This is a genomic window from Actinosynnema pretiosum (assembly GCF_024171695.1).
In the GTDB taxonomy this organism is placed as follows: Bacteria; Actinomycetota; Actinomycetes; order Mycobacteriales; family Pseudonocardiaceae; genus Actinosynnema; species Actinosynnema pretiosum.
In genome coordinates, this window is the sequence record NZ_JAMTCF010000007.1 from 325,517 (window position 1) to 344,158 (window position 18,642).

At 74.5% G+C, this 18,642-nt stretch carries 2 protein-coding genes (1 of these 2 running past the window's edge); both read right to left on the bottom strand.

Features of this window, described 5'->3' with window-relative positions:
- Positions 1–1,278, bottom strand: coding sequence for a YrhB domain-containing protein (locus LV78_RS17005; RefSeq protein WP_253846208.1), 1,278 nt, complete (start codon positions 1,276–1,278; stop codon positions 1–3).
- Positions 1,275–18,642: the 3' portion of a toxin glutamine deamidase domain-containing protein gene (locus LV78_RS17010; protein ID WP_253846209.1), read on the bottom strand. The gene runs 13,865 nt beyond the window's last position; only the last 17,368 of its 31,233 coding nucleotides appear in the window; its start codon lies beyond the right edge, outside the window; the stop codon is at positions 1,275–1,277. Before LV78_RS17010 ends, LV78_RS17005 begins: the two co-directional genes overlap by 4 nt.

Sequence of the window (18,642 nt, forward strand, 5' to 3'; positions counted from 1 at the left end):
CTAGCGGTAGTGGATCACGTGGAGCCCCAGCAACCCCTCGTCCGTCAGCACCGGCCGCTCCGACCGCGTCCCGTCCGCGAGCTGCACCCCGCCCTCCGCGCGCCGCCCGTTCAGCAGGTGCCCCACCGTCTCCCGGCCGCGCCGGTCCCGGCGGCGCACCCACACCAGCGCGGTCCGCCCGACCTCCATGCCCGCGAACTCGCCGAACACCCCGGCCCAGCCCAGGTGCGTGCTCACCCCGGTCACCTGGCCCAGCTCCGCCGCCGTGTGCCCGATCCAGGCCGCGTGCGACGGCGCGGGCGGCGCGGGCGGCGCGTCCAGGCCCGCCGCGTCACCGGCGTCCCAGCGCTCCAGCCACGGCCACGGGTCCGCGTTCGGCAGCGCGAACGGCATCCGGTCCGACTCCTTCGGGACCACCAGCGCGGCGTCCAGCATCTGGTACCGCAGGTCGTCGCTGTCCCGGTAGGCGGCCGTCGTGCAGGCGAACAACCAGCCCCGGCTCAGCTCGTCCTCCGGCGACGGGTCCACCAGCACGACCTCGCCCTCGCCGTACGTCCGCGCCAGGTGCTCCTCGGCGCGCCGCACCGCCGCCTCGAACCCCAGCAGCTCCACCGGCGGGCGCGGGCGGTGGAAGCGGGCCAGCACCAGCTCCTTGACCGCCACCACCTCCAGGTCCGCCGGGCCGCCGCGCATCCCGTCCAGCACCACCACGCCGTCCGGCCCGTGGTGCGCGTACAGCAGGTGCCCGGTCACCTCGACGCCCGCCAGCTCCCGGCGCACCCACAGCACGCCCCTGGTGTCCTCGCCGCCCTCGCGCAGCGCGGCCATGGCGCTCTCCCAGTCCGGGACCGCCGACACCTCCGCGTGCGGGAAGTGCCAGGCGCGCAACCGGTCCCACCAGCCGGGCAGCTCGTGCTCCGGCCGCCACGGCACCACCGACGCGGGCCTGCGGTCCACCAGCGCGTCCACCGCCACCACCGCGCCGCGCGCGTTGAGCCGCCACACCCAGTCCGCCGGGTCGGTCAGCGCGCGCGCCACCGGCTGCCCGTCGACCAGGTCCAGCACCGAGAACGGGTCGTCGTTCGGCAGCGGGAACGGCTGCCCGCCGTCGTTGGGCACCGCCAGCGCGGCGGCCAGCATCGGCTCGTCCGAGCCGGTGTAGCGGCACCCGAACACGGTGTAGGCGGGTGTCACCAGCAGGGCGTCGCCCGCTGGCGCCACCGCGCCGCCGTACACGTGGTCGAGCCACCGCTCGGCCGTGCTCCGCACCTCTGTCACGCCTGCCCCGTCGCGCTCTGGCCGCCCTGGACCGGCAGGTCCGGCAGCGGGATGTACTGGATCAGCCTCGCGTCCCGGTCGATCCGGCCCGGCCGGTGGCTCTGCCCGTCGTACATGACGATCGAACCACCCGCGTTCCAGGCGTTCGTCACGTGCCCGGTGCCGTCGTACCGGCTGACCGCGACCGTGATGTGCCTGCCCTCCCCGCCCTCCAGGTAGTCGATCAGGTCGTGGAAGCTCTCCACGGTCACCAGCTCGGCGCCCGCGTGCCGCTGCACGTACGGGTCCAGGGTCGACGCCGACAGCGGCGTCGCCGACGTCGGCACGCCGCGCAGGGTCTTGTCCACGGCCACCACGCAGCGGGTGCAGTTGTAGTTGTGGCCGGGGGTGCCCGCGTCGTACGGGTCCCGGTTCACCACCGCCAGGCCGGGCACGTTCTGGTCGGCCCAGGCGCGCGCCGCGACCGGGTCGGGGAACGCGCCCATGTGCACCACGTTCTTCGGCAGCCACTTGGCCAGCTCGGCCTGGTGCCTCGGCTCGTGCCGCGCGTTCAGGTCGTTCTTGAGCGCGTCCCTCGCCGCCTTGTGCTCGGCGGCCCGGGTGTCCTGCAGGAGCTTGCGCTCGTCCGCCGACGCGTGGTCGGCGGTCTGCTCGGCCTGGGCGCGCTCGGCGGCGTGCCTGGCCTGGATCTCCTGGCCGAGCCGCTGCCGGTGCGCCTCCTGCGCCTGCTGCGTGTCCTGCTCGAACCGCTGCCGCTCACCGGCCTGGCCCACCAGCACCTGCCGCTCGGCCTCCTGGCGCTCGGCGTGCTGCTCGGCGTTCAACCGCTGCTCGAGCTGCTGCCGCTCCATGGTGTGGCGCTGCATCACGTCGTTCCACGCCCGGTTCGGGTCGAACATCCCCGGAGGCGCCTGCGTGACCTGCTGCTGGATCCACATCCGGGCCCGCTGCGCGTCGTCCTGCTGGTGACGCCCCAGCTCGGCGGCGGCCTGCTGGCGGTGGGCCTGCTGCCGGTTGCCCAGCTCCTGGCTCGCCCGCTGGTAGTCGGCGGACTGGCGGGCGGTGAACGCGGCGACCGCGTTGGCCAGCTCCTGCTGCTGCCCCGCGAGCACCGCCTGCTCGGCCTGCCGGATCTCGTTGGCGTGCCTGGCGTCCAGCTCGGCGAGGGCGGCGCCCCGCTGCTGGGCGAGCCTGGCGTCCAGCTCGGCGACCGCCGTGGCCGCCTCGGCGGTGAGCCGCTGCTCCAGCGCGGCCTGCTCGGCGACCTGCTCGGCGTTGAGCTGGGCGGCGAGCGCGACGGCGGCCCGGTTGCGCTCGGCCTTCCGCTCGGCGGCGGTCGGGGCGGGGTCGACGTCCATCGCGTCGGGGTCGGCCTGGTCCTTGACCGGGCTGGCGGGCGTGGTGTCGAGGTCCATCGGGTCGGAGAGGGCCTGCTGGTCCGCCCAGGACGGCGGGAGCAGGTTCAGCGAGCCGAACGCGGACGGGGACAACCGGGGGCTGCGCGGCGCGGTGAACGGTTCCACCGGCCCGCGCGGGACCGCGACCGGCGCGACCGCGGGCGTCTCGGCGGCCGGGTCGACCGCCGAGGGGGTCTCGGTGGCCGGGGCGCCGGTCGCCCGGTCGTCGGCGGCGGTCTCGACGCCCGAGTCCTCGACGACCGAGCTCGCGACGGTCGCGCCCTCGACGGCCGGTTCGGCGTCGGTGGGCCCGGTGGTCGCCGGTTCGGTGGTCGCAGGTTCGGTGGTCGCCGGTTCGACGACGGCCGGTTCGACGACGGCCGCGTCCGTGGCAACCGCGTCCGCGACAACCGCGTCCGTGGCAACCGGGTCCGTGGAAACTGCGTCCGGGGTGGTCGTGTCCGCGACGACCGGGTCCGGGGTGGACACCGCGTCGCTCAACTCCCAGTCGACGTGCACGTCGGTGCCGTTCGCGCGGCCACCCCCGACCCCGGTGACCCGAATCCCGTGCAGCGCCAGCGCGTCGGCCACGTCGGCCGCCTGCGCCCCGGACACGGTGACCGCGACCGGCTCGTACCCCTGCCGCTCGCGCACGGCGTTGGTCTCCCGCAGGTCGGCCGCCAGCGCGGTCACCCGCGCCGGGTCGAAGCCGCCATCGGGCTCGACCGCGAACGACCGCTCGGGCAGCTGGTTCGCCGCGTCGAGGCCGTCGCCCTCGCGAAGATCGGCGCTCACCTCGCTGGTGGCGGCGACCTCGCTGGTGACAGCCGCTTCGCGAGTCTCCACCTGCGTGGTGCCCGCGTGGGTGGTCTCGAACTCGGCGAACTCGGTGTCGAACTCCTCCCGGATGGTCGCCATCGGGGTGAAGCCCGTCGCCGCGCGCTCGGCGCTCGGGGAGCGCTCCGCCTGGGGCTGGGCCAGGGGCTCGGCGGCCACCGGGGTGAGCGGACCGCTCACCGGCGTGACGTCGGCCGTCAGCGCGGTGCTCGGGATCTCGCCGTTGGACACCTGCGGGGCGGGCGTCAGCGTCCCGTTGGACACCGCCGCGCCGTTGGACACCGCCGCGCCGTCGGACACCACCGCGCCGTTGGAGACGGGCGTCCCGTTGGAAGCGGGCGTGCCATTGGTGGTCGCCATCCCGTTGGTGGCAGGCGTTCCGTTGGTGACCGCTGCCCCGTTGGTAGCCGCGGTGCCGTTGGTGACCGCTGCCCCAGTGGTGACCGCTGCCCCAGTGGTGACCGCTGCCCCAGTGGTAACCGCTGCCCCAGTGGTAACCGCCGCCCCATTGGTAGCCGCAGTGCCGTTGGTAACCACCGTCCCGTTCGGCTCCGCCGTCACGACCGCCGGGGTCCCGTCGCCGGTCGCCCGGTCGCCCGTGGTCCCGCCGCCCGTGGTCCCGTCGCCCGGCGGCGTGCCGCCGTTCGGCGGGGTGGGCGCGGTCGTCGCGGTCGGCGGCAGGGCCGGGGCCACGGGGGCGGTGCGGGCGGCGTTGTACGCGTCCACCTGCTGCTCCACCGCGACCTTCGCCGCCCACCACTCGTCGCGCTTCAGCGCGGCCTCGGCCCGCTTCTCGTGCAGCTCGGCCTCGACCTCGCGGATCAGGGCCTGCTGCGCGACCTGCTTCGCCAGCTGGGCCACCATCGCGGCGCCCTCGGCGTCCCGCTGCTCCTCGACGCGCGTGATCGCCTCCCGGCGCTCGGCGGTCGCCCGCTCGGCCTCTGCCAGTGCGTCGGACCGCGCGTCCAGCACCCCGCGACCCTCGGCCAGCGCGATCTCGGCGACCTCCGCCCGGTCCCCGGCGGCGCGGGCCTCCCGCTCCGCCCGCTGCGCGGCCTCGGCGCGGTCCAGCGCCGCCTCCACGAGCCGCACCCGGCGCTCCGCCAGGGCGTGCGCGGCCTCCAGGGCCGACACGTCCTCGCCACGCGCCCGCGCGGCATCCACTGCCGCGCCGGTCCGCTCGGGGGTCGGCCCGACGACGTCCAGGGTGCCGCGCAGCCGCGCGACCACCTCGCCCGCAGGCCTGGACAGGTCGGCCGCGTGGCCGAGGTCCGCCAGCGACCGGTTCGCCTCGACCAGCTCGGCCTCGGCCCGCGCCCGCGCGCCCGCCGCCTCGACGGCCAGCGCCCGCTCGGACTCCGCCCGCTCTCGCAGCCCGGCCACCCGCTCGGCCTCGGCGTCCCGCACGGCCCGCACGTCCGCCTCGGCCTGCTCGACCCGCGAGAGCACCGCGCCCTCGTTCCGCAGCCGCGTCCCTGCGCCGACCTGCCTGATCCGCGCGGCCTCCTGGTCGGCGCGGGCCTCCGCCAGCACCGGAGCCGCCTCGTTGATCTTGTCCTGCGCGTCGTGCCTGGCCTTCTCGACCGCCTTCTCGGCCTCGCGCCACGCCTCGTCGGCCTTCTTGACCTCGGCCTGCGCGCTGTCCAGCCCGTCGCCGAACCGCTGGCCCAGCAGCACCTCGGCCTCGGCCGCGGGCACCCGCAGCGACGCCGACCCCGGCACCGACAGGTCCACCACGGACGTGCGCCCGTCCACGGTGGCCACGACGCGGTACTCCACGTCGAGGTCCACCAGGCCGGACGTGCCCTGCGGCTTGCGGTCGGCGGTCCTGGTGTCGGTCGGGCCGCCGGACAGCGCCTGCGAGTCCTCGGCGGACCGCTTCACCTCGACGCCGCTGAACGACGGGTTCATCGTGTCGCCGCGATCGGCCCCCTGCTTGATCAGCACGGTGCCCGCCGCCGCCCCGACCGACACGTCGGCCGCCATCGCGACCTTCGCGTCCCCGGTGCTGGCGTACGCCTGCCCCTTCGAGCCGCCCATGCCCACGCCGTCGCTGACGCTGCCCAGGGTCGGGTTGACGACCCGCGCGTAGACCTTCACGTCCGCGTGCTGGCTCAGCAGCAGCGCCGCCTCGTGCAGCGCCGGGACCTCCAGCGCCCCGCCGGTCATGCCGGGCAGGTGCGGCTGCAGGGTCTCCGAGGCCAGCGCGGAGTGCAGCGTGTTCAGCGTGCCGGTGCCCTTGCCGGTGATGCCGTCCTTGGCGCCCGCGTCCCGCAGCGCGGTCAGCGCCGCCTCGCGCAGGTCCCGCGCGCCCCGCAGGCTCTCGACCGTGGCGGTCGGCGGCAGCGCGACCGCGCCGCCCTCCTTCTGCCACGCCGCGACCGCGTCCGCCGCGCCCTGGCTCGCCGGGCGCTTGGTCGTGGTCGACGAGTACGGCGCGGCGGCCGGACCGCCCGCGATCCGCTGGTTGTCCGCGAACGCCCGCAGCCTGAGGTCCTGCGGCTGCCCGGCGGCGGTCGCGACGACCTGGTCGCCCTTCTCCACGACCAGCTCGAACTCGACCGGCACGTCGTAGCGCGCCGCCGGTCCGCCGCCGCTGTGCGAGGCGCTGAACTGGGTGGTCAGCGAGGTGTTGACCGAGGTGCTCTTGGACTGCCCGATGTTCGCCGAGACGAACGCGCCCGTGTTGCCGGACACCGTCGGGTGCGCGCTGCCGGGGATCACGGTGCCGTTGGTGCGCACGCCGACGCCCCACCCGCTGTCCCGGCCGAAGCCGGACGAGGTCTTGCTGGAGCCGCCGACCGAGTGGTCGATGCCGACGCCGTCGTTGACCACGTCGACGAACTTCGGCGTGCCCGCCTTCGCCTTCAGCGTCACCTGGTAGGTGTCCTTGCCGAACACGCCCGGCTGGTGCAGCAGCAGCGGCACGCCGCCGTCGAGCGCGCCGTCGATGAGCGCCTTCACGCTCGTCGGCGAGGTGAAGTCGGCGAGGCGCTGGAGGTTGTTCATCGAGTCGCGCAGCACCGAGTCCGGCACGAGCGCGTCGCCGACGAACCTGCCGGTCTTCGCGTTGACCGCGTCGACGAGCGCCTTCACCTCGGCGGACAGGTCCGGCGGGGTCTCCAGCGTGCTCAGGCCCAGCGCGCCCGGCTCACCGGCGGCCAGCGTCCTCGGCGGCGCGAGGTGCCGGTCCACGGTGGGCAGGTCGCGCGTGGTGGGCTCGGGCAGCACGCCCAGCTTGCGCGCCTCGGCCTCGGTGACCCTGGCGAACACCGCGCCGGGCAGCGAGACGTCGACGCCCGCCGTGCGCAGCCGCCCGTCCGCGATCACGTTGGCCTTCTGGCTCTCGGCGACCAGCGCCACGTCGGCGTCGAACTGCACGAGCACGGTGCGCGCGCTGTCCGGGTGCGAGGTGGTGCGGTCGACGTTGCCCGCCAGCTCCGAGCCCTGCGTCTCGGACTTGCCCCAGACGGTGTACCGGCCGGTGACGGCCGGACCCGCGAGGCCCGAGACCGGGGCGGCGGTGCCGGGGGGAGCGGAGACCGGCGCCGGGCGCGCGGAGACCGCGATGCCCGCCGTCAGGTCCACCGACTTCGCCGTGCTGCTGGTGTAGCCGGCCTTGTAGCCGCCGCTGACGCTCAGGTCGGCCGGGGTGGTGTCGGAGATCGACACCAGCTTCGGCTTGCCCAGCTTCACGGTCATGCCGAGCGCGCCGGTCCGGTCGGTGATCCGCCGGTCGTAGCGCAGCGCGGGCTCCTGCACGCCCTGCTCGACGAGCTTCTGCAGGTTGGCCTTCAGGTTCTCCGGCGCGAACAGCCGGTCGAGCTGGGCCCGCGAGGCGGTGCCTGGCTGGGTGAGCGCGGTGTCGCCGTTCGCGGCCCGGTCGATGACCTTGATCGCCTCGTCGCGCAGGTCCTTGGCGCCGGTGAACGCCTCGACCCTGAGCAGCTCCGGCGCCTCGGCGCGCTCCTGCGCCGCGCGGCCGACCAGCTCGCCGATCGACGGCGGCTCGGCCATCGCCTTCGGCGCGACGGGGCCGGGGGTGAAGCCCTTCGGGTCGGACTTCATCACGACGCCGTCGGGCAGCCACGTGGTGACCTTGCCCGTGATCGGCGTGAGCACCTTCGGCGCGGCGCCCGGCCGGGAGGCGGCGGGCGTCGCGGCCGGGGTGGCCGCCGGGGCTGCGGTCGACGTGGCGGGCTGCGCGGTGGCCGGGGTCGCGGCAGGCGTGGCGGTCGCGTTCGGCGCCGTGCCGGTGGTCGTGCCCGCAGCCGCGTTCGGCGCGGCTGCGTTCGGCGCGGTCGCGTTCGGCGCGGCCGGGGGCGGCGTCGCCGTCCCGGTGCGCGCGACCACCTTCGGCTCCGGCACCTGCAGGAACGGCGAGCCCGGCGTCACCCGCCGCACCCACGACCTCGGCCGGGTGAAGGTCGAGACCACGATCTCGAACTCCACGTCCGACTCGAACAGGTGCGCGTCGGGCGAGCCGCCCGCCGTGGACGAGCTGGTGACGGCGGGACCGGCGCTGTTCTTGTCCGTCTTGCTGTAGGTGCCCCTGATCCCGGCCTGCGGGGTCGGGGTGACCATGGCCGTCGTGCCCTTCCAGGGCGCGTTCACCCGGCCCTCCAGCCCCGCGCTGAAGCCCTTCGTCGTCGACGTCGAGCTGTCCAGCTTCGGGCTGGTGCTGTTGGCCGCCCGCACGTTCCGGTCGGCCGCCTCGCCGAGGTGCGCGGTGTTGGAGACCTTGGCCCGCACCTCGATGTTGACGTAGGTGTCGGTGGTCTTGCTCTGGTGCTTGAGCTGCACCTGCACGCCCGGCCCCACCAGGCTGTCCATGCTGCTGCGCAGCGCGGTCGGCGACAGCTGGGCGAGCTTGCGCTGGTTGTCCAGGCGCAGCGCGGTGTCCTCGTACCGGTGCGCCTTGCGGTCGCCCGGCCTGGTCGAGTCGGAGTTCCAGTCGGGCAGGAACTTCGCGAAGCCCGGCAGGTCCCGCAGGACCTGCTCGACCTGCGGCTGCACCTGGTTGGCGGCGGTGAACGAGCCGACCCGGCCGTCACCGGCCGCCAGCGCGTCCGCCAGGTACGGCGGCGCGTGCCTGGTGCCCGCCGTGTCCGGCTTGACCAGCGCGGGCGGGGTGTCGCCCGGCGTGGGCAGGCCCTGCGCGGCGGCCTCGGGCAGGCCCATCCGCACGTGCGCGGTCACCGGCACGACGACGTTCTCGCCGCTGGGCGTGCGGACCTCGACGTCCACCTCGACCTGGTACAGGCCGATCTCGCCCTTGACGGTCAGGCCGCCCCGGTTCATCGCGCTGACGCCCGCCGACGAGCCCTCGGCGGTGCGCGCCGAGTAGGTGCCGGTGACGCCGACCTGACCGGTGAGCGTGCCCGGCTGGCCGATGATCCCGCCGAGGCCCGCCGTCGCGTCGAAGCCCGCCTTGGTGGTCGCCGACAGGCTGTTGCCCGTCGTCGTGGTCTCCTGCACCCGCAGCGAGGCCGTGTCGTTGGTCCCCACCAGCTCGGCGCTGCGCAGGCGAGCGGTCATCTGCACCGCGCCGCCCGTGCTGCCGTCCGGGCTGACCAGGTCGGGCGAGGTCACCCAGCCGTTCAGCATCGGGCCGAGGTGGGAGCGGATCGAGCCCGCGCTCAGGAAGTCCTGCAGCGCGGTCCGGCCCGGCGAGCCGATCTTGGTGATCGACGGGTGCAGCTTGGCCGCCACGTCGCCGAACGCCCGCTTCGCGTCCACGCCCGTGATGGCCTCGGCCACCAGGTGGTCGAGCTTCGCGCCCACGTCCGGGTCGGTCAGCGCCACGCGCGGCGCGGTCTTGCCGGACGAGGCGAGCAGCCCGAGGTCCTCGGGCACCATCAGCTCGACGCTGCCCTCGACGGACGGCGGCGAGGAGATGTTGCCCGACGCGTCGGTGAGCGTGACGGTGTACTCGACCTCGGCGCGCACGGCCTGCGCCTGCTCGCCGGAGCGCACCGAGCGCTGGTCGGCGGTGGACACCGAGAAGCCCTGCGTCACGGCGGGCGTCGCCAGCTGCGCCTTGCCCGCCACCGAGCCGTACGGCCCGGCGAGCACGCCCATCGTCACGCCGCCGCTGATGTCGTTCGCGGTGGTCAGCGCGTTGGTGGTGGACGCGGACTGGCCGGACTGGTTGGCGACGTCGACCTTGTGCTCGGTCTCCTTCGGCTTCCCCTCGTCCTCCGGCTTCACGGCGGTCGCGTCGGCGTCCGGGTCGGTCACCGGCAGCGCGGCCGGGGCCTCGGCCGGGCGCAGGTGCGCCCGCACGTTCGCCTCGTGCCACTTGCCGTCGATCTGGACCTGGAAGTTCCGACCGCCCTTGAGGAAGGTCTCGAACTCGGTCTCCAGCGTCCTGGTGACCGCCTCGACGTCCTGCGGCCGGACGTTGCCCAGCGAGGTGACCACGTCGGCCGCGCCGCGCACGTCACCGGCGACGATCGAGCCCAGCGCCTCGTTGGACTGCACGAACGCGGGCAGGTCGCGGCCGGTGAGCACCTGGCCGGTGCTCGCGGGCGGCATCGGCACCAGCGGGATCACCGGGGCCGCGGGCCTGCGCTTCCACGGGGCGTTCGGCGCGACCGGCTCCGGGTTGGAGCGGGTCCCGCCCACCGGGGTGGCGGGCTGCGCGGTGGCGTCCGAGCGGTCCGAGCGGTCCGAGCCGAGCGAGTCGACCGTGCTCGCCGAGTCGATGGTGCCCTGCGAGTCGACGGTCTCGGCGACGCTGGCCGTGTCCGGGGTCAGCGCGCCCGGCGAGTGCGCCGAACCGGGGGTGCGGGCGCCGCCCTGGTCGACCGGCGCGCGCCAGTCCGCCCACTCCTGGGCGATCCGGCTGGGCGTCTCCGACGGCCTGCGGCTGGGCAGCGGGGTGCCCTCGGGCGTGGTGGCCGCCAGGACCTCCAGCGTCCGCACCGGGTCGTTGCCCCACTCGCGCAGGTCGGCCGCCGCGCGGTCGCGCGCCACCGAGGTCACCGCGGCGCTGTCCCACGCCGCGCCGAGCCGCTCGCGGTGCTGGAAGCCCTCCGCGACGAAGTCCGCGTACGCCTGCTCGGCGGTGCGCACCGCCTCGGCGTGCGCCTCGCGGGCGGACAGGAAGTTCCGGAACGCGTCGAGCCGCGTCCTCGGGAAGTCCGGCGCCTGGTTGACCAGGCTCGGCCGCCGGGTGGCGTCCGCGTCGAGCACCGCCGCGACGGCGGACTCGGCGTCCTGGGCCAGGCTGTCCCGCCGCGCCGGGGTGATCTCCACGTCCGGCACGACCCCGGTCGCGGTGCGCGCGATCGGGTCGGCGTTCACCAGCACCGGCGGCTGCCCCGGCGCGAACCGGATCAGCGGCTCGACGCCCTGGTGCCGCGTCACGATGTCGCTGAAGATCTTCCGGCCGAACGCGTCGGTCGGCTCCCAGTACATGTGCGCGCCGTGCTGGACGCCCATGTCGTTGTGGGTCAACCGGTACACGTCGAGGTCGTACGCGTACGCGGTCAGCTGCTCGCCGGTGTCCGGGCGGCGCACGTTGTACACGTCGTGGTCGCCGGTGATGTGCTTCGGGCCGTCCGGCGTCACCTGCTGCACGACGCCGTCCGGGGACACCGTGAACTTCCCGTTCTCGGCGTGCTTGGCCATGACCGGGGCGAGCTGCTTGAACTCCTCCAGCCTGCTCTCGTACCGGTCGCGCACGACCTGCGCGTCGGTCGCGCTCAGCGCCGACACGTCCGGCTGCTTCGGCTCGAAGAAGCCGACCAGGCCCACGTGCTCGGCCTTCGCGCCCAGCGGCACGTCCACCGGGGTGATCGTCTTGGCCTTGACGTCGACCGGCTTGGGCACCGCGCCCTCGGCCAGCCAGCGCGCGGCGGTCGGGTTCGTCGGGCGCACGTCGTACACCAGGTCGAACCGGTCGGCCATGCGCTGGAACCGCTGCTGGTTGACCTCGGGCATCCCGTAGGTCTCGCGCAGCTCCTTGGCGGACAACGACTTGCCGCCGTCGTGGTAGTTCGGCGGGACCAGCCAGTTGCGCGGGTCGGCCGGGGTGGCCTCGGCCGGGAAGCGCGAGTCCAGGTCGGCGAACACCTCGCGGGTGAACGAGTCCGCCACGCGGGCGGGCGCGTCCAGCGACGGCGCCACGTCGGAGACCGGCGGCGTCCAGACCGGCGCGCCCTGCAGCGCGGTCATCCGGCTCTCGATCAGCCACAGGTTCGACGGCAGGACCTTCGCGCCCGGCGAGTTCAGGCCGGTGTTCATCGGGCCGTCGACGCCCCTGGTCTCCGCGTCGACGACGCCCTCGGCCCGCAGGTCCTCGACGGACTTGAGCACCCGCGCCGCGTCGGGGCGGTGGTTGAAGATCGGGTTCTCGGCGTTCGGGTCCTCGTCGCGGCTGGTGTGGTACTGCTCGTGCAGCCCGTAGAAGTGGCCGATCTCGTGCGCCAGCTCGCCGGGAGGGGTGTCGACCGGCCAGCTGGTCTGGTTCGGCCGCGTGCCCGCCGGGGCGAGCCTGACCGTGCTGTGCGCGTCGGCCGGGTTGTCGGTGAACCGCACGGAGCCGTGGAACTGCTCGCCGCCGGGGAGCCGGTTGCCGTGGTTGAACACGCTGTTCAGACCCTGGACCGCCCGCTGCTTCACCGCGTCGACCACGTCGGCCGGGTGGCCGGACGGGTCCAGGTAGATGACGGTCTCGAAGTCCCGGACCTGCTTGCCGTCGACGGTGAACGACCGGGTGTCGTACGCGATCTGCGCGCGCCACGGCCGGGCGTCCAGGCCCTGCTCGTCCCACCGGCTGCTGTCCATCAGGCCGGAGTCCTCGCCCCGGATCTTCGAGGTGATCGGCGCGGTCGCCTTGCCGCGCGCGATCTGCTCGGGCGTGGCCGGGTCCTTCGCGTCGAACCAGGGCGCGCTCGTGGCGGTGCTGCTGCGCCAGGAGGTGTCCTCCAGCACGGACTTGGCGAACGTCGGCCAGGCCGCGTTCTCGGTGTCCGGGAAGTCGATCTTCACCTGGGCGGCCCTCGGGTCCACCTCGGTGCGCGGGACCTGCGGCGGGGTCCAGCCGTCGGCGCGGCGCAGGTCGTAGTCGACCCGCACGTCCGCGCCGTCCCTCGACCCGCCAGGCAGCACCTGGGCGTCCACGCCGCCGTCGCGCAGCCTGCTCGCGACCTCGGCGGCGTGCGCGCCGTCCACGGCGACGACCGGCGGCAGCCAGCCGTTGGCCGCGCGCTTGCCCGAGCTCTCGGTCAGGTCGGCGGCCAGCGCGTCGAGCTTCGCGAGCTGCGCGTCGTCCAGCCTGCCGCCGGGGGCGACGTCGAAGGACGCCTCGGGCGGGACGCCGGTCCAGGCGCGCTCGCGGCCGGACCGGTGGTCGGCGGAGCGGTCCGAGGCGGGCGGGGTCGCGCCCGGCTGGTCCGGCCTGCCCGCGCGCGGCGGGGCGGAGGGCGCGACCGGGTCGACCTTGCCCTTGCCCTTGTCGGTGGTGCTGGCCGCGATCTCATCGGCCCTGCGCTCGGCGTCGCTCCTGGTGTCGCCGGGGGTGGCCTCGCGCAGGTCGGCCTCGCGGATGGCGGTCTCCACCATCGCCCGCTCCTCCGCGGAGACGGGGGGCTTCCCGTGCGGCTCCTTCGAGGTGCCCGCGCGGGGCGACCCCTCCTCGGCGCGGGTCGTGGTGGACCCGAGGTCGGTGGGCTTCGGGGTGCCCGCGTCCTCCTTGGCGACGCCCTCCGACTCGCGGACCGGCACCGGGGTCTCCACCGCCGTGCCCGAGGGCGGAGCGGGCGGCGTCCCGCCGTCGGTCGTCGGCGGCGTGGCGCGCGCGTCGTTGTACGCGTCGACCTTCGCCTCGACGTCCCGCTTGGCCTGCCACCACTCCAGCTGCTTGACGTCCGACTTGGCGCGCTCGGTGGCGAGGGTGGCCTCGACCTTGGCGATCTGCGCCTTCAGCAGGTTGGTCTTCAGCGCGTTCGCCACGACCTGGGCCGCCCGCTCGTCGGCGGTCTTCGCGGCGGTCTCGACCTCGGAGTCCCGCGTGGCCGCGAGGCCCTCGGCGGTCTCCAGCTCGGTCCGCGCCGTGTCCAGGTCCCGCTGAGCCGTCTCCAGGGCCGCGACGTCGTCCCGGTGCTTCTGCCGGACGGCGTCGGCCTGGGCCTGACTGGTGTCGCGGACGCCCTCGGCCTCGGTCTGCCTGCCCTGGAGCACCTCGACCTCGGCGCCCAGCTCGTCGACCCTGGTCTGCAGGCCCGGCCTGCGCAGCACCGCCTCGCTCAGCGCGATGACGGACGCCTCCGAGCTGTCCGGGTGCTGCGCCGCCGTCGCCTTCGCCGCGATGTCGACCTCGGCGGCCCGCAGCGCCTCCTGCGCGTCGCGCAGCTCGCCCTGCTTGGCCGCCGTCGCCTCCGCCGCCTCGCGCGCGGCCCGCGCGTCGGTCCCGGCCTTCGCGTCGGCGGCCTCGACCAGACCGGGGCCCTTCGCGACCTCGGCCTCCAGGTCGGTGACGGCCCCCTGGTTCTCGTCGACGGCCTTCTGCTTGACGGGCACGTCGGCGTGCGCCTCGGCCTGCGCCCGGATCGCCGCGTCGCGCTCGGCGACCGCGCCCCGGACGTCCACCCCGTCGCGGGCCTTCGCCAGCTCGGCGATCTTCGGCGCCGCGTCGTTGATCTTGTCCTGCGCGTCGTGCCTGGCCTTCTCGACGGCCAGCTCGGCCGTGCGCCACTCGCCCGCCGCCGCCTTGACCTTGCTCTGCGCGCCCGCCAGCGCCGGGTCGATCCCCTCGCCGAGGACCTGCGGCACGTCCACGCCCAGCATCCGCACCGACACCGAGTCCGGCACGGTCACGTCCACCACGGACGTCTTGCCGTCCACGGTCGCCACGACGCGGTACTCCACGTCGTAGTCGACCAGCGCGGTCAGGTTGCCGGGGTTCTTGACGTTGTTGGTGGTGCCGGACGCGTGCCCGCCGCCCTGCGAGGCGTCGCTCTCCGTCGCGTGCTTGACGTCGAGCCCGCCGAACTTGCCCAGTTCGGTGTTGTTCGCGACCGTGTCGTTGAACCGCGCGCCGCCGCCGACGCCGAACCCGGCGTCGCCGCCGTTGGTCGTCTTCGCCTCGGCGTTCGTCGTCCACGTGGACGTCTTCGGGTTCTCCAGGTTCACGCTCTCGCTGAGCGAGTTCAGGCTCCGCTCGACCACCCGCGCGTAGACCTTCACGTCGGCGTGCTTGCCGCCGAACACCGAGGTCTCGTGCAGGGTCGGCACGTTCAGCGAGTCGCGGAACACACCGGGCAGGCCCGGCTGGAGCACCTCGGAGCTGATCGCGTTGTGGACCACGTTCAGCGAGCCGGTGCCCTTGCCGGTCAGGCCCTTGCCCGCGCCCGCCTTGGTCAGCGCCTCCACGGCGGCGTCGCGCACCGCCTCGGCGCCCCGGAAGTTCTCGACCGACGCGCCCGGCGGGACCCAGCTGCCGTTGTCCGCCCCCCGCCAGCGGGCGATCGCGTCCGGCTGGGCGTCGGCGGCCGTGCGGACCTGCGGCGTCCCGGCCCCCGCGCTCGGGGTGGCCTTCGCGGGCGGCGCGGTGACGCGCTGGTTGTCCGCGTGCAGCCGCATGGAGATGTCCTGCGGGCCGCTCTTGACGCTGGTGACCGGATCGGCGTTCGCGCCCTTCTCCACCACCAGCTCGAACTCGACCGGCACCACGTACCGGGCCGCGGGCCCGGTGGCCGCGCGGAGGTTGCCCTCCTGCTCGGTCTTCGAGTCGCTGACGCCGACCGCCTGGGTGTGGGCGACGTGCGCGGTGACGGCGATCGGGATCGCCCCGTTCACCGTGCCCGGCGCGTTCGGCCGCGCGGTGCCCGGCTGGTTGATGCCGGGGATGAGCGCGCTCAGCGACCATCCGGTCTTGTTGGTCAGGGCGGTGGTCTGCTTCACCGCGCCCGTGACGGTGTGCTCGACGTCGACGCCGTCGTTCACCACCTCCACGAACTTCGGCGCGCCCGCGGGCTTCGCCTTCAGCGTCACCTGGTAGGTGTCCTTGCCGAAGGTGCCCGGCTGGTGCAGCAGCAGCGGGACGCCGCCGTCGAGCGCGCCGTCGATCAGCGCCTGCACGCTGGTCGGCGAGGTGAAGTCGGTGAGCCGCTGGAAGTTGTTCGTCAGGTCCCGCATGACGGTGTCCGGGATCATCGTGGAGCTGCCGAACCGCGAGGTCTCCTTGTTCAGCTGATCGATCAGCTGGTTCACCTCGGCCGACAGGTCAGGGCCGTTCTCCACGGTGCCCAGGCCCAGCGCGCTCGACCCGTCCGTCGTCATCGACTTCGGCGGGCGCATCTCCGGCATGACCTCGGCCGGGACGTGCTCGGGCAGCTTGGGCAGGACGCCCATCTCGCGCGCCTCGGCCTCGGTGACGCGCACGAACACCGCGCCGGGCAGCTTCGTCGTGGCGCCCGCCGCGTTCGGCGTGCCGCCGTGGTACAGCGCGTTGCCCGAGCGGCTCTCGGCCACCACGGACACGTCCGCGTCCAGCTGCACCAGCACGGTGCGCTGCGTCCCCGGCGTGACCACGTTGCGGTCGACCGTGCCGGACACCTCGACCGCCGACGACTTCTTCTCGCTCCACGGGGTGTACTTGCCCATGAGGCCGACGCCCACCGCCGTGGTGCCCGGCGCGGGCTCGCCCTCGGGCGCGGTCGGGGTCTTCCTGGTCACCACGTTGGCGCCCGCCGTGGCGTCCACGGACTTCGACTTGGACGACTCGGCCGAGGCCTTCGCCCCGCCCGTCGACGCGTTCTCGGTGCCGTTGCCGTTGCCGTCGCCGAAGTGGTCGGAGATCGACACCAGCTTCGGGTTGCTCAGCCCCATCGTCATGCCGAGGGAGCCGGAGCGGGCGGTGAACCGCCTGCCGTACTTGAGGCCCTGCTCCTGGATGCCGGACTCCAGCAGCTTCGGCAGGGCGGCCTCGATGTTCTCGGCGGAGAACATCGTGTCGATCTGCGCGCGCGCCGGGGTGCCGGGCAGGGTCAGCGCCTTGTCGTCCTTCGAGGCGCGGTTGACCACGTCGACGGCCATGTCCCGCACGTGCTCGGCGCCGGTGAACGCCTCCACGTGCAGGAGCTTCGGCGCGATCGGGTCGCCCTTCTCGGCCTTGGCCGGGGTGGGCTTGCGGTCCGCGCGCGATGCGCCGTGATCGGCCAGCAGGTCCTTGACGGTCGGCTTGCCGCCCATGGGCGTGGGGACGGTCGGCGTTCCGGGCTTGAAGCCCTTGGGGTCGCCGGTCATCGTCGAGCTGTCGGAGATCCACAGCTCGACCGGGTGCGTGGCGTTCGGGGTGTCGGGGAACTGCTTGGTCGCGATCGTCCTGACCTCGGGCACGCGCGTGCCGGGCAGGTCGGACTTGCTGTGCGGCGCGAACGTGCGGGGCCGCTCGATCGAGGTGATCTCCACGACCAGCCGCACCTCGCCCTGGAACAGCTGGGCGTTCTTGCTGCCCACGTTCAGCGAGGTGTTCGAGACCGTCGGGCCCGCGGCGTTCTTGTGCCCGGTGGCCTGGTTGTACTTCACGCCGGCCTGCGGCATCGGGGTGATCGTGAGGCCGCCGTCCTTCGTCGGGGCGCTGATCCGGCCCTCGACGCCCACGTTCCACCCCTTCGAGGTGGAGCTGGAGCTGTCCAGCTTCGGCGCGACCGCCGACGAGGCCCGCACGTTGCGGTTGTCGATCTGCCCCAGGTGCGCGGGGTTGCCGACCGGCACGGCCCGCACGGTGATGTTGGTGTAGGTCCGCGTGGTCGCGGTCTCGCTCTTGAGCTGGGCGGTCACGCCCGAGCCGAGCAGACCGTCCATGGTGGACTTGAGCGCGGTCGGGGACAGCTTCTCCAGCTCGCGCTGGTTCGCCAGCTGGAGCGAGGTCGCGTGCGAGCGGTCCCGCCAGCCGCTGAACGGGTTGCGCGACTTGGTGGTCGCGGGCGGCGGGGTGCTGCCCCACTCGGGCAGCAGGTCCTTGGTGGCGGGGTCGGCCTTGAGCATCGCCTCGACGTCGCCGAGCACCTTGCCCGCCGCCGGGAACGAGCCGACCTTCGCGTTGCCCGCAGCCAGCGCGGACGCCAGGTAGGGCGGCGCGTGGCGGGTGCCCGCGGTGCCCTCCTTGATCCGGCCGGGGGTGCCGTCCGGCACCGGGAAGTTCGGGGACTGGCCGTCGACGTTCTGCGCCGTCGCCTCGGCCAGGCCGATGCGCTGGTAGGTGGTGACGGGGACGGTGACGGTGCCCTTGGGGCCGCGCACCTCCACGTCCGCCGTGATCTTGTAGACGCCGACGTCGCCCTTGAGCTGCACGCCGGTGCGGTTGCTGGTGGTCAGGCCCGCCGAGCCGCCCTCGGCGGTGCTCGCCGAGTAGCCGCCGACCACGCCGACCTGGCCCGCGAGGACGCCCGGCTGGCCGATCACGCCGCCGAGGCCCGCGCTCACGTCGAAGCCGGACGGGACCGACGCCGAGGTGCCGCTGGCGCGGGCGGTGGACTCGTGCAGCCGCATCTCGGCGGTGTCGAGCGTGCCGACCAGCTCGGCGCGGGTGATCGTGGCGCGCATCTGCACCGCGCCGGTCTTCTTGCCGTGCGCGCTGGCCAGGTCGGGGGAGGAGACCCAGCCGTTGAGCATGGGGCCGAGGTTGCGGCGGATGTTCGTGCCGCTGAGGAAGTCCTGGAGCCCGGAGCGGCCGGGGGCGCCGAGCGCGGTGACCGACGGGTGCAGCAGGAGCTGGGCGTCCGCGAAGGCCTTGGCCGAGTCGTGCACCGAGACGGCCTCGGGCACCGGGTTGTCCAGGTTCGCGCCCACCGCCGGGTCGGTGATCGGGGCGCCCTGGGTGACCTGGCCGTCGGCGCGGAGCGTGGCCCCGGACTCGCCGATCTTGGTGAGGGTGTCGGGGATCTGGAGGTCGACGCTGCCGGTGACGGTCTGCGGACCGGGCACGGCCGGGGTGGCGCCCGGCGTCGTGCTCGCCGGCGCGGCGGGGCCGTTCGGGAAGCGGCCGGAGACGTCGGTGGTGTTGACCGTGAACGTCACCGGCACGGTCGCCGAGGCCGAGCTCTCCGCCGAGCGGATGATCCGCTGGTCGACCGTGGTGGAGGAGGTCTGCTGGCCCACCACCGGCGTGGCGATCTTG